Here is a 16,902-nt window from a genome sequence, read left to right on the forward strand (position 1 = left end):
CGTGGTGATGGTGGTGATGGTGATGGTGGCCGCCGACCGGGTCGTCGGGGTGGTCGTGCGGGGTCTGCGGCCGGCCCACCTTGTCGGCGAAGCCGGGCAGCGCCACCCGGTAGGCGCAGGTGTCGCAGTTCATCCGGATGTCCCCGCGCAGCGCCTCGGCGTGCCGTTCGAGGACCAGGTCGGCGAGGGCGTCGCAGTCGCCGATCAGGTCGGCCACCCGCACGTCGAGGCCGGGGTGGGCGGCGGCGAACTCCGCCGACCGGGCCACGATCCGGTCCGGCAGCACCCCGGCGAACAGGAAGTACGGGGCGACGACGATCCGGCGCGCGCCGAGGCGGCGCAGCCGCTCCAGCACGGCCGGCACCGACGGCTCGGCCAGCGAGACGAAGCCCGGTTCGACGCCCGCGTACCCGCGCCCCTCCCACAGCAGCCGGGCCACCTTGGTGACCTCGGCGTTGGCGTCGGGGTCGGTGGAGCCCCGGCCGATCAGCGCCACCCACGTCCCGGCCCGGTCGACGCCGGCCAGCGCGGCGTCGATCCGCGCGGCCAGGGTGTCGTGCAGCAGCGGGTGCGGGCCCAGCGGCCGGCCGTAGGCGTAGCGGAGGCCGGGGAAGCGCTGCTTCTCCCGGGCCAGCGCGGCCGGGATGTCGCCCTTGCCGTGCCCGGCCGCGGCGAGGACCAGCGGCAGCGCCACGAGCCGGCGGTGCCCCCGGCCCGCGAGCGCGCCGACCGCGTCGGTCAGCGGCGGGCGGGACAGCTCGATGAAGCCGCCCTCGACGTCGTCGACGGCGCGGCGGCGGCGGATCCGGTCGACCAGGGCCGCGAACTGGGCGACGCCGGTGGCGCTGCGGGTGCCGTGGCCGACGATCAGCAGCGGGGTGCGCCCCGCGCCGCCCGGCGCGCCGGGGTCGGCAGGCACCACGTCTCCTGCGGGTCGGTCGGTCACGTCTCCTCCAGGTACAGCAGGGCGTTGAGGGCGGCGGCGGCGACCGCGGAGCCGCCCTTCTCGCCGACGTTGGACACGGCGGGCAGGCCGCTGGCGCGCAGCGCCGCCTTGCTCTCGGCGGCGCCGACGAACCCGACCGGCAGGCCGACCACCAGCGCCGGCCGCACGCCGAGGGCGAGCAGTTCGAACAGCGCGGTGGGCGCGCAGCCGACCACCCACACCGCGCCGGGGCCGACCCGGTCGTACGCGACCCGCACGGCCGCCGCCGAGCGGGTGATCCCCGCCGCGCGGGCCAGGGCGGCCGTGGCCGGCTCGGCGATCGGGCACACCGGCCCGGGGCCGGGGCGGGTGATCCCGGCGGCGACCATCGCCACGTCGGCGACGACCGCAGCGCCGCCGCGCAGGGCGGCCAGCCCGCCGGCCAGGGCGGCCTCGTCGCACACCAGGTCCGTGACGTAGTCGAGGTCGGCGCTGGCGTGCACGACCCGCTCGGTGACGGCCCGGGTCAGCGGCGGCAGGCCGGTCAGGTCCACCCGGGAACGCAGGATCGCGTACGACTGCCGCTCGATCGGGTGCACGACGCGGCTCACCGGTCCGCCGCCCCGGGCACGGCGCGGTCGCTGCGGCCCGGCTCCCCCGGCTCGGCGCGCTCGACCCGGTCGGCGGGACGGTCGGTGGCGGGGGCGCCGTAGCGCTCGTCGTAGCGGCGCAGCTTCCACAGGGCGGCGGCGGCGAGCCAGGCGAGGGCGAACAGCGCCACGACGGCGTAGCCGAGCTGCTCGAAGTGCTCGGCGAGGGCGGCGTACCCGGCCAGGGCGGACACCCCGAGGTGGTCGACGAGGAGCCCGGCGAGGTAGACGCTGGCCACGAGCGCGCCGACGAGCACGGTCATGCCGGTGGTGGCGAGGTTGTAGTAGAGCCGGCGGGCCGGCTGCCGGTAAGCCCACGAGTACGCCCGGCTCATCAGCAGGCTGTCGGCGGTGTCCATGGCGGACATCCCGGCGGCGAACAGCAGCGGCAGGGTGAGCAGGGCCAGCACGGGCAGCCCACCGGCGGCGGCGGTGCTCGCGGACAGGGCGAGCAGGGTCACCTCGCTGGCCGTCTCCAGGCCGAGGCCGAACAGGAACCCGACGGGCGCCATGTGCCACGACGAGCGCACCAGCGAACGCGCCCGCGAACCCAGCACCCGCTGCACGAGGCCCCGGTTGAGCAGGTGCAGGTCCAGTTCCTGCTCGTCGAGGTCGCCGTGGCGCAGCCGCCGCCACAGCCGGGCCAGGCCGCCCAGCACCACGGCGTTGAGCCCGGCGACGAGGCTCAGGAACAGGGTGGCGGTGACGATCGCGACGGTGGCGCCCACCTCGCGGGCCTGGGCCAGCCCGGGGCCGGCGAGGCTGGTCGAGGCAAGCCCGACGATCAGGGCGAGCAGCAGCACCACCGCGCTGTGGCCGACGGCGAAGAAGAAGCCGACGCCCACGGGACGCCGGCCGCGCAGCAGCATCAGCCGGGTGGTGTCGTCGATGGCCGCGATGTGGTCGGCGTCGAAGGCGTGCCGCACCCCGAGGGCGTAGGCGAGGGTGCCCGCGCCGGCCAGCCCGCCGGCCGCCGCGGGCTGGCCGTTCCAGTACAGGTAGAGGCTCCAGCCGGCGACGTGCAGCACGGCGACGGCGAGCACGATGCCGCCGAGGCGTACCCGCTCGGCGCGGCTCCACCGGCCCGCCGGGGGCGCGGCGCTGACCACGGTCGAACTCATCGGGTTCCTCCACAGGGGTCGGTGCCGGTGACGCGGATGGCGTCGACCGGGCAGATCTCCAGGCACTCCAGGCAGCCGGTGCACGCCTGCGCGCGGACCAGCAGCCCGCCGGGGGTGGGTCGGATCGCGTGGGTGGGGCAGGTCAGCAGACACGCGCCGCAGCCCTGGCAGCCGACGATGGTCACGGCGGCGCGCGCCGGCGGCCCGGCGGCGGGACCGGGCGAGGACGCGGCGGCGGGACCGGACGAGGGCCCCGCGGCGGGCGGGGCGCTCACCCGCGCCACCGGTAGCCGCGCGGGGTGACCATCCGGCCGGCGACGACGCGGGTCAGGCTGCTGCCGACCACCACCACGCTGTACATGTCGACCACGGCCGGGTCGAGGGTGGCGAGGGTGGCCAGGCGCACCCGCTCGCCGGGCCGGCTGGCGTTGCGCACCACCCCGACCGGGGTGTCCGGCGGCCGGTGCGCGGCGAACGTCTTCAGGGCGGCGGGGAGCTGCCAGTCCCGGGCGCGGCTGCGCGGGTTGTACAGCAGCGCCACGAAGTCGCCCTCGGCGGCGGCGGCGACGCGCCGGGCGATGACCTCCCACGGGGTGTGCAGGTCGGACAGGCTCAGGTAGGCGTGGTCGTGGCCCAGCGGCGCGCCGAGCAGCGCCGACGCGGCGAGCGCCGCCGTCACCCCGGGGACGCCGACGACGTCGACGCGGTCGTCGGCGTGCTCCAGGGCGGGGCTGGCCATCGCGTACACCCCGGCGTCGCCGGAGCCGACCAGCGCCACGGCGTGCCCGGCGGTGGCCTCGGCGACGGCGGCGCGGGCGCGTTCCTCCTCCGCGCCGAGGCCGCTGGCCAGGATCCGGGTGCCGGGGCGCAGCACGTCGCGCACCTGGTCGACGTACTGGTCGAGGCCGACGACCACGGCGGCGCGGCGCAGCTCGGCGAGGGCGCGGGGGGTGCGCAGGTCGGCCGCGCCGGGGCCGAGGCCGACGATCGCCAGCCGGCCGCGCGGGGCGTGCCGGGCCACCGCGACGGTGGCCATCGCCGAGGCGGTCTTCGGCGCGACGAGCGTCGCGTCGGCGCGCCGGCCGGGCTCGCCGAGCAGCGCGGCGGCCTCCGCGACGCTGGGCGTGCCGACGGCCGCGCGGACCACCTCGCTGGGGTGCGGCACGTCGACGGCCGCCAGGTCCGCCGCCGGATGCGTCACCAGGGGTACGCCGAGCGCGTCGGCGGTCGCCCGGATGCCCGCCTCGTCGGCCTTGACGTCGGCGCTGGCCAGGCAGCGGACGCTGGCCGGGCTCAGGCCGGCGGCGGCGAGCACCCGGTCGAGCAGGTCGCGCACCTGCCCGGCGGGCACGCCGCGGCTGCCGCCCACGCCGACGACCAGCGACGGCGGCCGGAGCACGGCGGTGCGCCCGTCGGGCGGCACCACCCGGTCGGTGACGAGGAGCCGGGGCGCGTCGGCGGGGGCGTCGGCGCGCACGTGCGGCGGCAGGGCCGGCAGCGGCCAGGCCGCGTCGGCGACCAGCCGCACCGGTTCGCCGTCGAGCAGGGCCCGGGTCACCGCGGCGACCGCCCCCTCCACGGGCCAGCCGAGGGTGTCCAGGCCGGGCAGGCCCACCGCGTCGGTGGCGGTGGTGACCACCGGCCGGGCGTCGAGCAGCGCGCCGACGTCGGCGGCGAGGGCGTTCGCGCCCCCGGCGTGCCCGCCGAGCAGCGCCACGGCGTGCCGGGCGGCCTCGTCGACGACCACGACGGCCGGGTCGGTGCGCTTGTCGCCCAACAGCGGGGCGAGGATCCGCACCACCGCGCCGGTGGCGAGGAACGCGACCACCGCGTCGTGGCCGGTGAACGCGGCGCGCAGCGCGTCGGCGGCGGTGTCGGCCTCGACGAGGCGGGCGTGCGGCCAGGCGGCGGCGAGGGTGCGGGCGTGCCGGCGGCCGGCGGCGGTGGCCGCGACGAGTCCGATGCGGGTCATCTGCTCTCCCCGGGGGTCGGTGGGTGGTCGGCGGTGAGGACGAACACCGGGTTGGCGGCGGCGAGCCGCACCGACCCGCCGGGCAGGTCGGCCAGCCGGGCGGCGGAGAGCTGCACGCCCTCGGCGCGGTAGCCGTGCCCGCGCAGCAGGGCGAGGGCGGGGGCGACCCGGTCCAGGGCGGCGAGGGTCGTCACCACGCGGGCGGGCCGGCGGGCGGCCACGGCGGCGAGCGCGGCCGGGCCGCCGCCGCCGACGAAGACGGCGTCCGGGTCGGGCAGCCCGGCCAGCGCCGCCGGGGCGGGCCCGGCGACGACCCGCACGTCGACCCGGTGCGCGGCGGCGTTGCGCCGGACGAGGTCGGCGGCGTCCGGGTCGCGTTCGACGGCGACCACGGCCGCGCCGAGCAGGGCGCACTCGATGCCGACGGAGCCGCTGCCCGCGCCGACGTCCCAGACGAGGCGGCCGAGGCGGGGGCGCAGCCGGGCCACGGCGAGGGCCCGCACCTCCGCCTTCGTGATCATCGAGTCGCGGTGGGCGTAGGCGTCCTCGGGCAGCGCCCAGCCCCCGGCGGGCGCGGCTGCCGGCTGGTTGTCGGCGCGCGCCCCGGCCACCGCCGCCCCAGCCACCGCCGCCCCGGTCGCCGACGCCCCGGTCGCCACCGCGCCAGCCGCCGCGCCGGTGCCGGGACGGGCGGGGCCGGGCGGCCCGGGCGGGTCGGTCGGTGGCGGGTCGGCGAGGCTGAGCAGCACGTGCGGGTCGGCCCAGGCGGTGGCCGCGGCGGCCTGCGGGGTGGTCTCGACGATCCGCTCGGCCGGGGTGCCGAGGTGCTCGGCGACGAGGAGGCGGCGCGGCCAGCCGACCAGGCCCGCGCCGATCTCGGCGGCCCCCGCCCCGGGGGCGGTGAGCACGGCGACCGCCGGCAGCGCCCGGGCGGCGTTGAGCGCGGGCCGAAGGTCGCGGCCGTGCGCGCTGACCACGGCCGCGCCGTCCCACGGCAGCCCGGCGCGGGCGAACGCGGCGGCCACGCTGGACACGGCGGGCAGCACCCGCAGGGGCAGCCCGTCGGCGCGCAGCCGGCGGACGATGCCGAACAGACCCGGGTCGCCGCTGGCCAGCACCACCGCCGGGGTGCCGGCGGCGACGGCGGCGGCGAGCCGGGCCAGCGCGGGGGCGAGCGGGCCGAGGGTGACCGTGGCGCAGCCGGTGGGCAGCGCGACGGCGGCCAGGTGCCGGGCCGCGCCGACGGCCAGCCGCGCGCCGGCGAGGGCGTCGGCGGCGGCGGGGTGCGGCGGCCCGCCGCCCGCGTCGACCCCGACGACGGTCACGCAGCCCCCGCCGCCGGTCATGCCGGCCACCGCCCCGAGGACGCGACCAGGTGGTCGCCGGCGAAGTCGACCATCGCCACGTCGACGTCGACGGCGTGCCCGGCGAAGCGCCGCAGCACCTGGCGGACCCGGGCGCAGAGCAGGTCCCCGGCGGGGCGCAGCAGCCCGGCGGCCTCCCACAGCTCGTACGCGTGCCGGCCGGTGTTCGCCGCCGCCACCTCGGCCACCAGGTCCGGGTCCCCGCCGGCGTCGGCGGTGACCGCGCCGAGCAGCGACAGGTCCACCTTGGAGCGGGTGTAGTGGGTCATCAGCACCCCGGCGGCGAGCTTGGCCAGTTTGCCGGCCATCCCGACGAACGCCACCCGGGTCAGGCCGTCGCCGACGGCGGCGGTGACGGCCGCGCCGGTGAAGTCGCCGACCTCGACGAAGCACACCTCGGGCAGGTCGGGCAGCAGGGCGCGGGCGGCCCGTTCGGTGCGCCCGCCGGTGCACAGCACCACCGTCCGCTCCCCCTGGGCGGCCATCACGTGCACGGCCTGCACGACGCTGGCCCGCCAGGACGCCGTCGAGAACGGCCGGACGATCCCGGTGGTGCCGAGGATGGAGATGCCGCCGAGGATGCCGAGCCGCCGGTTGGTGGTCTTGCGGGCCATCACCTCCCCGCCGGGGACGCTGATGACCACCCGCACCCCGACCTCGGTCAGGTCGACCACCTCGGCGACGGCCTGGCCGATCATGCGGCGCGGGGTCTCGTTGATCGCCGGGCCGCCGACGGCGAGGCCCAGGCCGGGCTTGGTGACCGTGCCGACGCCCGGGCCGCCGGCCAGGTCGAGGCCGGGGGCGTCGCGCCAGCCGACGGTGGCGGTGAGGTGCGCGCCGTGGGTGACGTCCGGGTCGTCCCCGGCGTCCTTGACCACCACCGCCTCCGCGCCCGCGCCGGGCGGCGCGGCCAGCTCGCAGCGGGCCACGGGGAAGGCCACCCGACGGCCGGCGGGCAGGCCGATCTCGACCTGCCGCTGCGGCACGCCGGTGACCAGCGCGGTCACCGCGGCCTTCGCCGCCGCGGTGGCGCACGCGCCGGTCGTCCAGCCGGTGCGCAGCGCGGTGGGCCGGACCTTCGCGGTACGCGGCAGGTCCGGCTCGCGCAGCTCCGGCTCGGGGTACGTCATCCGGCCCGTCCCGGCGCGGCCGGTGTCCCGGGCTCGGCGTCCCCGCCCGCGCCGGTGGCGTCGTCGCGGCGGCGGCGCAGCTGCGCGCGGGCGGCCGGCTCGGCCCGGCGGAAGGTGTGGAAGTGCCCGGGGTGGTACAGGTGCGAGCGGGTGCCGGCGGCGGCCAGCGCCGGCCCGACGAGGAACAGGGTGTGCTTCCACAGCCGGTGCCGCTTGACGGTGGCCTCCAGGGTGCCGACGGTGCAGCGCACCACCAGCTCGTCCGGCCACGTCGCCCGGTACGCCACCACGGCCGGCGTGTCCGCCGGGTAGCCGCCGGCCAGCAGCTCGGCCTGCGCCTGCCCGGAGCGGGCGGCGGAGAGGAACAGCGCCATGGTGGTGCCGTGCCGGGCGAAGTCGCGGACCCGCTCGCCGGGCGGCATCGGCGTCTTGCCGCCTTCGAGCCGGGTGAGGATCACCGACTGGGCGACCTCGGGGATGGTCAGCTCCCGGCCGACGAGCGCGGCGACGGCGGTGAACGCGGACACCCCGGGCACCACCTCGACGGCCAGCCCGAGGGCCCGGCACAGGTCGAGCTGCTCCTGCACCGCCCCCCACAGCGCCGGGTCGCCGGAGTGGATCCGCGCCACGGTCAGCCCCCGGGCGGCGGCCCGCTCGTAGACCGGCAGCACGCCCTCCATCGGCAGCCCGGAGGAGTCGACGATCTCGGCGTCGGCGCGGGCGTGGGCGAGCACGTCGGCGTGCACCAGGCTCGCCGCCCAGACCACCACGTCGGCCGCGCCGATCACCCGGGCGGCGCGCAGGGTGAGCAGGTCGGCCGCGCCCGGGCCGGCCCCGACGAACCACACCTTCCCCGTGCCCGCCGGCGCGCCGGCGGTGTCTCCTGCGGTGGTCACAGCTTGCCTCCCCGGGTGTCCCGGCGGGCCGGGACGAGCAGCGTCGACAGGTACGGCAGGTCGCCGTCGTCGGGGTCCGCCGGGCCGATCCGCTCCCCGGGCAGGCCGAGCCCCCGGCCCAGCACCGCGTCGCCGAGGCGGCCCTGCCGGCGCAGCTCGGCCACCAGCTCGGGGTGCCGCCGCCAGCCCTTGTACGCCACCACCGTCCCCGGCCCGGCCAGGGCGGCGGCGAACAGCTCCGGCCCGGCGGTGGCGGGCAGCAGGGTCAGCGGCTCGCGTCCCTCGCACAGGACGGTGCCGCTGCGGGCGGCGAGGTCCTGCATGGCGGTGATCCCGGGCACCGTGTCGATCCGCACCGCCGGGCGCAGCGCGCGCACGCCGTGGGCCAGGTAGCCGAAGGTGGAGTAGACGTTCGGGTCGCCGATGGTGGCGAACGCGACCCGGGCCGCCCCGGCGTCGAACGCGGCGGTCACGGCGCGGGCGGCGGCGTCCCAGGCGGCCCGGCGACGGGCGGTGACGCCGCCCCGGTCGTCGAGGGCGAACGGCAGCCGTCGCACCCGGCCACCGTCCACGTACGACCGGACGGTCGCCTCGGCCCGCCCGCCGCAGCCCGCCGCCCCCGGGCCGGTCCCGGTCCCGTCGGGGCCGGCCGGGGCGTCGGAGCGCTCGGCCAGCACCGGGACGAACACCACGTCGGCCTCGCGCAGCACCCGCACGGCCTTCACGGTCAGCAGCTCGGGGTCGCCCGGCCCGACCCCGACGCCGGTCAACGTGGGCCCGCCGGGCCGCGACGCCGGGGCGGTCACCGGCACGCCTGCACGAGGCGGCGGGCGGCGTGCGGCTGGCCGGCCCAGTGGACGTGCAGGTAGGAGGCGTGCACCCGGCCGTCGACGAAGCCGTGTTCCGCGTCGTCGAAGCGCCACGCCGGGGTGTCGCCGTGGCCGGGGTCGGTGACGGTGCGGTGGAACTCGTGGCCGCGTACCCGCTCGCCGGCCCGGGCCACCGGGGAGTCGGCGGCGGCCACCGCCTCCCGGTAGCCGAGGGTGAGCCGGCCGGTCATCCGGGCGGTCAGGTCCAGCCGCCCGCACATCGGCGCGCCGTCGAGGGAGCGGCCCAGGTAGAGCAGGCCGGCGCATTCGGCGACGACGGGCCCGTCGAACGCGGCCAGCTCGGCGCGCAGCGCCGCGTTGCCGGCGAGCGCGTCGGCGTGCGCCTCCGGGAAGCCGCCGCCGATCACCACCGCCCGGGTCCCGGCCGGCAGGCCGGGGTCGCGCAGCGGGTCGAACGGGGCCACGGTCGCGCCGGCCGCCGCGAGGAGTTCGGCGGTCTCGGCGTACGAGAAGGTGAACGCCGCCCCGGCGGCCACCGCGACCGTCGGGCCGCCGGTGCCGGCCGGGCCGCCGACGGCGGCTACCGGGTCCCAGGCGGGGGCGGTCAGGGGCGGGGCGCCGCGGGCCAGGTCGAGCACCGCGTCGAGGTCGACGGTGGCGGCGACCAGGTCGGCGAGGGCGGCCACGACCGCGAGGGACTCCGGCGCCCGCTCGGCGACCGGCACGAGGCCGAGGTGCCGCGACGGGGCGGCGACCTCCGCGGAGCGGCTGACCGCCCCGAGCACCGGCACGCCCACCTCGTCGAGGGCGTCGCGCAGCAGCCTCTCGTGCCGGGGCGAGCCGACCCGGTTGAGGATGACCCCGCCGACGCGCACCCGCTCGTCGAAGGCGCGCATGCCCAGCACCAGGGCGGCGGCGGAGCGGCCCTGGGCGGTGGTGTCGAGCACCAGCAGCACGGGGGCGTCGACGAGGGTGGCGACGTGGGCCGTGGAGGCGTACCCCCGGCGGCCGACCGCGCCGTCGTGCAGGCCCATCACCCCCTCGATCACGGCGACGTCGGCGGGCGTGGGGACGCTCGCGCCGTGGCGCAGCAGCGGCGCGACGCGCTCCGGCCCGACCAGCCACGGGTCGAGGTTGCGGCCGGGCCGGCCGGCGGCCAGCGCGTGGTAGCCGGGGTCGATGTAGTCGGGGCCCACCTTGTGCGGGCTGACGGTCAGGCCGCGGCGGCGCAGCGCGCCGAGCAGGCCGGTCGCCACGGTCGTCTTGCCGTGCCCGCTGGCCGGGGCGGCGACCACCACCCGGGGCAGCGCCCACGAGGTGCTCACCATTCGATGCCCTTCTGGCCCTTCTGGCCGGCGTCCATCGGGTGCTTGACCTTGGTCAGCTCGGCGACCAGGTCGGCGGCGGCGACCAGGCGCGGGTCGGCGTCGCGGCCGGTGATCACGACGTGCTGGAAGCCGGGCCGGTCCGCGAGGGTCGCCACGACCTCGTCGACGTCGACCCAGCCCCACTTCATCGGGTACGTGAACTCGTCGAGCACGTAGAGGCCGTAGCGCTGCGCGGCCAGGTCGCGCTGGATCTGCCGCCAGCCCTCCAGGGCGTCGGCGGCGTGGTCGGCCTCGCCGCCGCGCTGGATCCACGACCAGCCCTCGCCCATCTTGTGCCAGGCGACCGGCGCGCCCTGGCCGGTGCGCCCGTGCACCTCGCCGAGGGCGCGGAAGGCGTTCTCCTCCCCGACCCGCCACTTGGCGCTCTTGACGAACTGGAACACCCCGATCGGCAGCCCGGCGGTCCAGGCGCGCAGGGCCAGCCCGAACGCGGCGGTCGACTTGCCCTTCATCTGACCGGTGTGGACGATCAGCAGCGGCCGGTGCCGCCGCTGCCGCGTGGTCAGCCCGTCGTCGGGCACCCGTTCCGGCCTACCCTGCGGCATCAGCGCACACTCCTGTCCTGCCGGCTCGTCCTGCCGGCATTCCGCGATCTTGCGGTTGCGGCCCCCGCCTGCACCTGGTTCGCCCCTTTCGTCCGGGCCCGAAGTGCAAGATCGCCGGGGGTGGGGGTGGGGGCGGTGAGGGTGGTGAGGGGGCGGTGGGGGGCGTTCAGGTGGGCGGCCAGGCGGCGGGCCAGGTGCAGGCGGACGGGGCCGGACTCGCAGTCGACGACCACGCACGGCGCGCCGGTGGCGGCGAGCACCGCCGCCGCGCGGTCGGCCCGCTCCAGCGGGCGGGGCCCGGCGGTGGCCCGGCCGTCGGTGAGCACCAGCACCAGGGGACGCCGCCGCGGGTCGCGCAGCCGCTCCACCCGCAGCAGCTCGGCGGCGGCGAGGAGGCCCTCCGCGAGCGGGGTGCGCCCGCCGGTGGGCAGCTCGGCGAGGCGGGCGGACGCGGCCAGCACCGACGAGGTCGCCGGGAGCAGGGTCCGCGCCCCGGCCCCCCGGAAGGCGACCACGGCCACCTTGTCCCGCCGCTGGTAGGCGTCGGTGAGCAGGGCGAGCACGGCGCCCTTCACGGTCGACATCCGCTCCCGCGCCCCCATCGAGCCGCTGGCGTCGACGACGAACAGCACGAGGTTGCCCTCACGCCCCTCGCGGACCGCCTCGCGCAGGTCGGCCGGGCGCAGCCGCAGCGGGCCGCCGACCCGGCCCCGGGCCACCTGGTGCCCGGCGGCGGCGCGGATCGTCGCCGGCAGGTGCAGCGGGCCGGGCCGGCCGGCGCGCGGGGTCCGCGCCCCGGTGGTGCGGCCCCGGCCGGTGCGGGCCCGCGACCGCCGGCCGGGCACCCCGTCGCCGACGCCGGGCGCGGTGAGCAGCCGGGCCGTCAACCCCGTGCGGGGTACGGCCACCCGCTGCCGTCCGCCGCCGCCCTGCTCCCCGGGCGGAGCTGCGGGCTGGTCCCCGGGCCGGGCGCGCTCCCCGGGGCCCCGGGCGTCGGCGGTCGGCCCCGCCGTGCCGTCGCCGGAGCCGTCGCCGTCCTGCCGCTCGCTCGCCGGGCCGCCAGCCGCCGGCCCGTTCCCCGGGTCGTCGCCTCCCGCCGGGCCGCCCCCGTCGGGACCACCGCCGCCGTGGGGACCACCGCCACCGTGGGGACCGCCATCACCGTGGGGACCGCCACCGCCGTCCGGGCCGCCGCCGTCGCCGTCGGGGGCGGGCGGGTCGTCGTCGGGGTGCTCGTCGGCGGCTCGCCGCAGCGCCTCGTCGAGGCGGTCCTCGTCCAGCCCCGGGGCGTCGAACGGGTCGCGGCGGCGGCGGTGCGGCAGGGCGAGCCGAGCGGCGACGCGGACGTCCTCGGCGGTCACCACCGTCCGGTCCTGCCAGGCGGCGTGCGCCATCGCGGCGCGGGCGGTGACGATGTCGGCGCGCATCCCGTCCACGTCGAACGCGGCGCACACCTCGGCGATCTGGCGCAGCGCGGCGTCGGGCAGCAGCACCCGGCCGAGCCGGTCCCGGGCGGCGGCGACCCGCCGGGCCACCTGGGCGTCGGCGTCGGCCCAGCGGGCGGCGAACCCGGCCGGGTCGGCGTCGGCGGCGAGCCGGCGGCGCACCACCTCCACCCGCACGGCCGGGTCGCGGCTGGCGGCCACCTCCACGGTCAGCCCGAACCGGTCCAGCAGTTGCGGGCGCAGCTCCCCCTCCTCCGGGTTCATCGTGCCCACCAGCAGGAACCGGGACGCGTGGCTGACCGACACGCCCTCCCGCTCGACGTGGTTGCGGCCCATCGCGGCGGCGTCGAGGAGCAGGTCGACGAGGTGGTCGTGCAGCAGGTTGACCTCGTCGACGTAGAGCACGCCCCGGTGGGCGGCGGCGAGCAGGCCGGGCTCGAAGGCGCGTACCCCCTCGGCGAGCGCCCGCTCCAGGTCCAGCGAGCCGACCACCCGGTCCTCGGCGGCCCCCACGGGCAGCTCGACCAGGCGGGCCGGGCGACGCTCGACGGGCGCGGCGGCGCGGCCCGGGTCCGCCGGCTCCGCCGGCGACGGGCCCTCGGAGGCGGCCGGGTGCGGGCCGTCGGGGCAGGACGGGTCCGGCGTCGCCGGGTCGCAGGCGAACCGGCAGCCGGCGACCTGGTCGACGGGCGGAAGCAGGGCGGCCAGGGCCCGCACGGCGGTGGACTTCGCGGTGCCCTTCTCGCCCCGCACGAGGACCCCGCCGATGGCCGGGCAGACGGCGTTGAGCAGCAGCGCGAGGCGCATGTCGGCCATGCCGAGCACGGCGGAGAAGGGGAAGACGCTCATTGCCGGTCCTCCAGGTCGCCCTCGCTGGCCAGGTACGTCTCGCGCAGCCGGTCGAGGGTGGCCGGCTGCGGGGCCGCCCACATCCCCCGGTCGGCGGCCTCCAGGAGCCGCTCGGTGATGCCGCGCAGCGCCCACGGGTTGGACTGCTCCAGGAACGCCCGGGTGGTGTCGTCGAAGACGTACTCGGCGGCGAGGCGCTCGTACATCCAGTCGTCGACGACGCCGGCGGTGGCGTCGTAGCCGAACAGGTAGTCCACGGTGGCGGCCAGCTCGAACGCGCCCTTGTAGCCGTGCCGGCGCATCGCGGCGATCCACTTCGGGTTCACCACGCGGGCCCGGAACACCCGCCGGGTCTCCTCACCCAGGGTGCGGGTGCGCACGTCGTGCGGCATCGCCGAGTCCCCCACGTACGCGGCGGGGGCGACGCCGGTGAGGTGGCGCACCATCGCCACCATCCCGCCGTGGTACTGGAAGTAGTCGTCGGAGTCGACGATGTCGTGCTCCCGGGTGTCCTGGTTCTTCACCGCCACGGCGATGCGGGCGAAGGAGCGTTCCATGTCGGCGCGGGCCTCCCGCCCGTCCAGGCCGGGGCCGTACGCGTAGCCGCCCCAGACGGCGTACACCTCGGCGAGGTCGGCGTCGCTGCGCCAGTTGCGGGCGTCGATCAGCGGCAGCAGCCCCGCCCCGTACGCCCCCGGTTTGGAGCCGAAGACGCGGGCGGTGGCCCGGCGCTCGTCGCCGTGCTCGGCGAGGTCGGCGGCGACGTGCGCGGCGACGTAGTTCTGCTCGGCCGGCTCGGCGAGGGCGGCGACCCGGCGCACCGCGTCGTCGATCAGCGCGACGACGTGCGGGAACGCGTCGCGGAAGAAGCCGGAGATGCGGACGGTGACGTCGACGCGGGGCCGGCCCAGCTCGGCCAGCGGCACCACCTCGACCCCGGTAACCCGGCGGGACCGGTCGTCCCAGGTCGGGCGGCAGCCGAGCAGGGCGAGCACCTCGGCGACGTCGTCGCCCTGGGTGCGCATGGCGCTGGTGCCCCAGACGGTGAGCCCCACCGAGCGGGGATAGGCGCCGGTGTCGGCGAGGTGCCGGGCCAGCAGCGAGTCCGCGAGGGCCACCCCGACGTCCCAGGCGTTGCGGCTGGGGATGGCCTTCGGGTCGACGGAGTAGAAGTTGCGGCCGGTGGGCAGCACGTTGACCAGGCCCCGGGTGGGCGAGCCGGACGGGCCGGGCGGCACGAACCGCCCGTCGAGCGCGGCGAGCACCCGGTCGACCTCGTCGGTGGTGCGCGCCAGCCGGGGCGCCACCTCGCGGGCGGCGAAGCGCAGCACGTCGGCCGCGTCGGGCACGGGCCCGCCGGTGACCTCCGCGACGACGGCGTCGACGGTGGCGGCGACGGCGCTGTCGTCGCCCGCGTCGGCGGCCCAGCCGACGGTCTCCATGCCGACGACGAGGCGGCGGGCCAGCCCCTCGATCAGGTCGACGGCGTCGGCGGCGGTGCCGGCGGGGCCGTCCGCGACGGCGGTCAGCGCCGCCGGCACGGCGATGCGCCGTCCCGGCTCGGCGAGCAGGGCGGCCTCGTCGAGGCCGTACGCGGCGGCGAGCGCCTGCCGCAGGCCGGGCAGGGCACGCGCCCCGCCCCACACCTGGGGCGCGCGCAGCACGGCGAGGACCAGGTTGACCCGCGCCTCGCCGGTGGGCGCGCCGCCGAGGACGTGCAGGCCGTCGCGGATCTGCACGTCCTTGACCTCGCACAGGTACCCGTCGAGGTGCAGCACGAAGTCGTCGAAGTCGTCGGCGGCGGGCATGTCGGCGGTGTGCAGGTCGTGGTGCAGCTCGGCGGCGCGCACCAGGTCCCAGATCTGGGCCCGCACCGTCGGGACCTTCGCCGGGTCGAGGGCCTGCACGGTGGCGTACTCGTCGAGGAGCTGTTCGAGCTTCGCCAGGTCGCCGTACGTCTCGGCGCGGGCCATCGGCGGCACGAGGTGGTCGACGACGACGGCGTGGGCGCGACGCTTGGCCTGGGTGCCCTCGCCGGGATCGTTGACGATGAACGGGTACACCAGCGGCAGGTCGCCCAGGACGGCGTCGGGGGCGCAGTCGGCGGCCAGGCCGAGGCCCTTGCCGGGCAGCCATTCCAGGGTGCCGTGCTTGCCGAGGTGCACCACGGCGTCCGCGCCGAACCCGCCGTCGGCCTCGGGCGCGGCCAGCCAGCGGTACGCGGCGAGGTAGTGGTGGCTGGGCGGCAGGTCGGGGTCGTGGTAGATGGCGATCGGGTTCTCGCCGAACCCGCGCGGCGGCTGGATCGCCAGCAGCACGTTGCCCAGCCGCAGGCCGGCGAGCACGACGTGGCCGTCGTCGACGTACAGCTCGCCGGGCGGCTCGCCCCAGTGCTCGCGGATCCGTTCGCGCAGCGCGGCCGGGAGCGCGTCGAACCAGCGCCGGTAGCTCGCCTGCGGCACCCGGGCGTCGGCGGCGGCGAGCTGCGCGGGGGTGAGCCACTCCACGTCGTGGCCGCCGGCGGCGATCAGGGCGTGGATGAGCGCGTCCCCGTCGTCGGGCACGGGCCGGCCGCCGAGGTGGTAGCCGGCGTCGGCGAGCGCGGCGAGCAGCCGCACCGCCGAGGCCGGGGTGTCCAGGCCGACGGCGTTGCCGACCCGGGAGTGCTTCGTCGGATAGGAGCTGAGCACGATCGCCAGCCGCTTGTCGGCGTGGGGCACGTGCCGCAGCCGGGCCTGGCGCGCGGCGATCCCGGCGACCCGGGCGGCCCGCTCGGGGTCGGGCTCGTAGACCGACAGCCCGTCGGCGTCGATCCGCTTGAACGAGAACGGCACGGTGACGATCCGGCCGTCGAACTCGGGGATGGCCACCTGCATGGCGGCGTCCAGCGGGGACAGCCCGGCGTCGCTGCCGGCCCACTGCTCGCGGGTGCTGGTGAGGCAGAGCGCCTGCACGATCGGCACGTCGAGGGCGGCGAGCGCGCCGACGTCCCAGGCGTCGTCGTCGCCCCCGCCGGAGGCGTCGGCGGCCACCGTCCCGCCGGCGGCCAGCACGGTGACGACGAGGGCGTCGCAGCGGGCGAACAGCTCCAGCGGCCCGTCGCCGGGGGCGAGCCCGCGCAGCGAGCCGCAGAAGATCGGCAGGGGGTTCGCCCCGGCGGCGTCGACCGCGTCGGCGAGGGCGTCGACGAAGGCGGTGTTCCCGGCGAGGGCGTGCGCCCGGTAGAAGACGATCCCGACGGTCGGCCGCTCGGGCTTGTGCGGGCGCTCGCCGTGGACGCCGTGCCCGGGGGTGGGCGCGGGCGGGGCGAAGCCCTCGCCGGTGAGCAGCACCGTGTCGGAGAGGAACCGGGCCAGCTCGGCGAGGTTGCCCGGACCGCCCTCGACCAGGTACGCCAGCGCTTCGGTGGCCACCCCGGAGGCCACGGTGGACGCGGCCATCAGCTCGGCGTCGGGGACCGCCTCGCCGCCGAGGACGACCGTGGGCACCCCGGAGCCGAGCACGGCCGCGAGGCCGTCCGGCCACGCCTGCCGGCCGCCGAGCAGCCGTACGACGGCGAGGTCGACGCCGTCGAGCAGCGCCGGCACGGCGTCGGCGGCGACGCGGGCGGGGTTGGCCAGCCGGTAGCCGACGCCGCTGGCCCGGGCGGCGAGCAGGTCGGTGTCGGCGGTGGACAGCAGCAGGATGCGCACGGAAGGCTCCGGAGAGTGACGCACGGGGCGGCGGGTGGGCCGCCTGCGGGCAGGCATGGGCGCGGGTTCAGCGGGTGCGGCGGGCCTGCGGCCGG

Annotated in this window: 12 protein-coding genes and 1 pseudogene; all 13 read right to left on the reverse strand. The window is 78.6% G+C overall.

What is annotated here, in order from left to right:
* Positions 1 to 4: 4 nt before the first annotated feature.
* A pseudogene (locus tag ACFYWL_RS20135) lies at positions 5 to 919 on the reverse strand (sirohydrochlorin chelatase); the annotation flags it as partial.
* A 23-nt stretch (positions 920 to 942) separates the two neighbouring features.
* Complete coding sequence (locus ACFYWL_RS20140) at positions 943 to 1,536, reverse strand: precorrin-8X methylmutase (RefSeq protein WP_386974804.1); 594 nt, start codon at positions 1,534 to 1,536, stop codon at positions 943 to 945.
* A complete protein-coding gene (locus ACFYWL_RS20145) occupies positions 1,533 to 2,696 on the reverse strand; it encodes a HoxN/HupN/NixA family nickel/cobalt transporter (RefSeq protein ID WP_386974806.1) in 1,164 nt (387 codons plus the stop codon). Before ACFYWL_RS20145 ends, ACFYWL_RS20140 begins: the two co-directional genes overlap by 4 nt.
* Positions 2,693 to 2,881, reverse strand: coding sequence for a 4Fe-4S dicluster domain-containing protein (locus tag ACFYWL_RS20150; protein ID WP_386975020.1), 189 nt, complete (start codon positions 2,879 to 2,881; stop codon positions 2,693 to 2,695). Before ACFYWL_RS20150 ends, ACFYWL_RS20145 begins: the two co-directional genes overlap by 4 nt.
* Positions 2,882 to 2,967: 86 nt before the next feature.
* Positions 2,968 to 4,668 carry a precorrin-3B C(17)-methyltransferase gene (cobJ, locus tag ACFYWL_RS20155; RefSeq protein ID WP_386974808.1) on the reverse strand — a complete coding sequence of 567 codons (1,701 nt, stop codon included), beginning with the start codon at positions 4,666 to 4,668 and terminating at the stop codon, positions 2,968 to 2,970.
* A complete protein-coding gene (gene cbiE, locus ACFYWL_RS20160) occupies positions 4,665 to 6,014 on the reverse strand; it encodes a precorrin-6y C5,15-methyltransferase (decarboxylating) subunit CbiE (RefSeq protein WP_386974810.1) in 1,350 nt (449 codons plus the stop codon). Before cbiE ends, cobJ begins: the two co-directional genes overlap by 4 nt.
* The gene (locus tag ACFYWL_RS20165) at positions 6,011 to 7,162 is read right to left on the reverse strand and encodes a cobalt-precorrin-5B (C(1))-methyltransferase (RefSeq protein ID WP_386974812.1); all 1,152 of its coding nucleotides are present in this window, start codon (positions 7,160 to 7,162) and stop codon (positions 6,011 to 6,013) included. Before ACFYWL_RS20165 ends, cbiE begins: the two co-directional genes overlap by 4 nt.
* Complete coding sequence (gene cobM, locus ACFYWL_RS20170) at positions 7,159 to 8,058, reverse strand: precorrin-4 C(11)-methyltransferase (RefSeq protein ID WP_386974814.1); 900 nt, start codon at positions 8,056 to 8,058, stop codon at positions 7,159 to 7,161. The genes ACFYWL_RS20165 and cobM overlap by 4 nt, the downstream gene beginning before the upstream one ends.
* Positions 8,055 to 8,864, reverse strand: a complete 810-nt coding sequence (gene cobI, locus ACFYWL_RS20175; RefSeq protein ID WP_386974816.1) for a precorrin-2 C(20)-methyltransferase — start codon at positions 8,862 to 8,864, stop codon at positions 8,055 to 8,057. Before cobI ends, cobM begins: the two co-directional genes overlap by 4 nt.
* Positions 8,861 to 10,216, reverse strand: coding sequence for a cobyrinate a,c-diamide synthase (locus ACFYWL_RS20180; RefSeq protein WP_386974818.1), 1,356 nt, complete (start codon positions 10,214 to 10,216; stop codon positions 8,861 to 8,863). Before ACFYWL_RS20180 ends, cobI begins: the two co-directional genes overlap by 4 nt.
* Positions 10,210 to 10,821, reverse strand: coding sequence for a cob(I)yrinic acid a,c-diamide adenosyltransferase (gene cobO, locus ACFYWL_RS20185; protein ID WP_386974820.1), 612 nt, complete (start codon positions 10,819 to 10,821; stop codon positions 10,210 to 10,212). Before cobO ends, ACFYWL_RS20180 begins: the two co-directional genes overlap by 7 nt.
* Positions 10,821 to 13,115 (reverse strand): VWA domain-containing protein, encoded by a 2,295-nt coding sequence (locus ACFYWL_RS20190; RefSeq protein WP_386974821.1) that lies wholly within the window; start codon positions 13,113 to 13,115, stop codon positions 10,821 to 10,823. Before ACFYWL_RS20190 ends, cobO begins: the two co-directional genes overlap by 1 nt.
* Positions 13,112 to 16,807 (reverse strand): cobaltochelatase subunit CobN, encoded by a 3,696-nt coding sequence (gene cobN / locus ACFYWL_RS20195; protein ID WP_386974823.1) that lies wholly within the window; start codon positions 16,805 to 16,807, stop codon positions 13,112 to 13,114. Before cobN ends, ACFYWL_RS20190 begins: the two co-directional genes overlap by 4 nt.
* Positions 16,808 to 16,902 lie beyond the last annotated feature (95 nt).

Source organism: Micromonospora sp. NPDC002575, from assembly GCF_042889525.1.
Lineage (GTDB): Bacteria > Actinomycetota > Actinomycetes > Mycobacteriales > Micromonosporaceae > Micromonospora > Micromonospora carbonacea.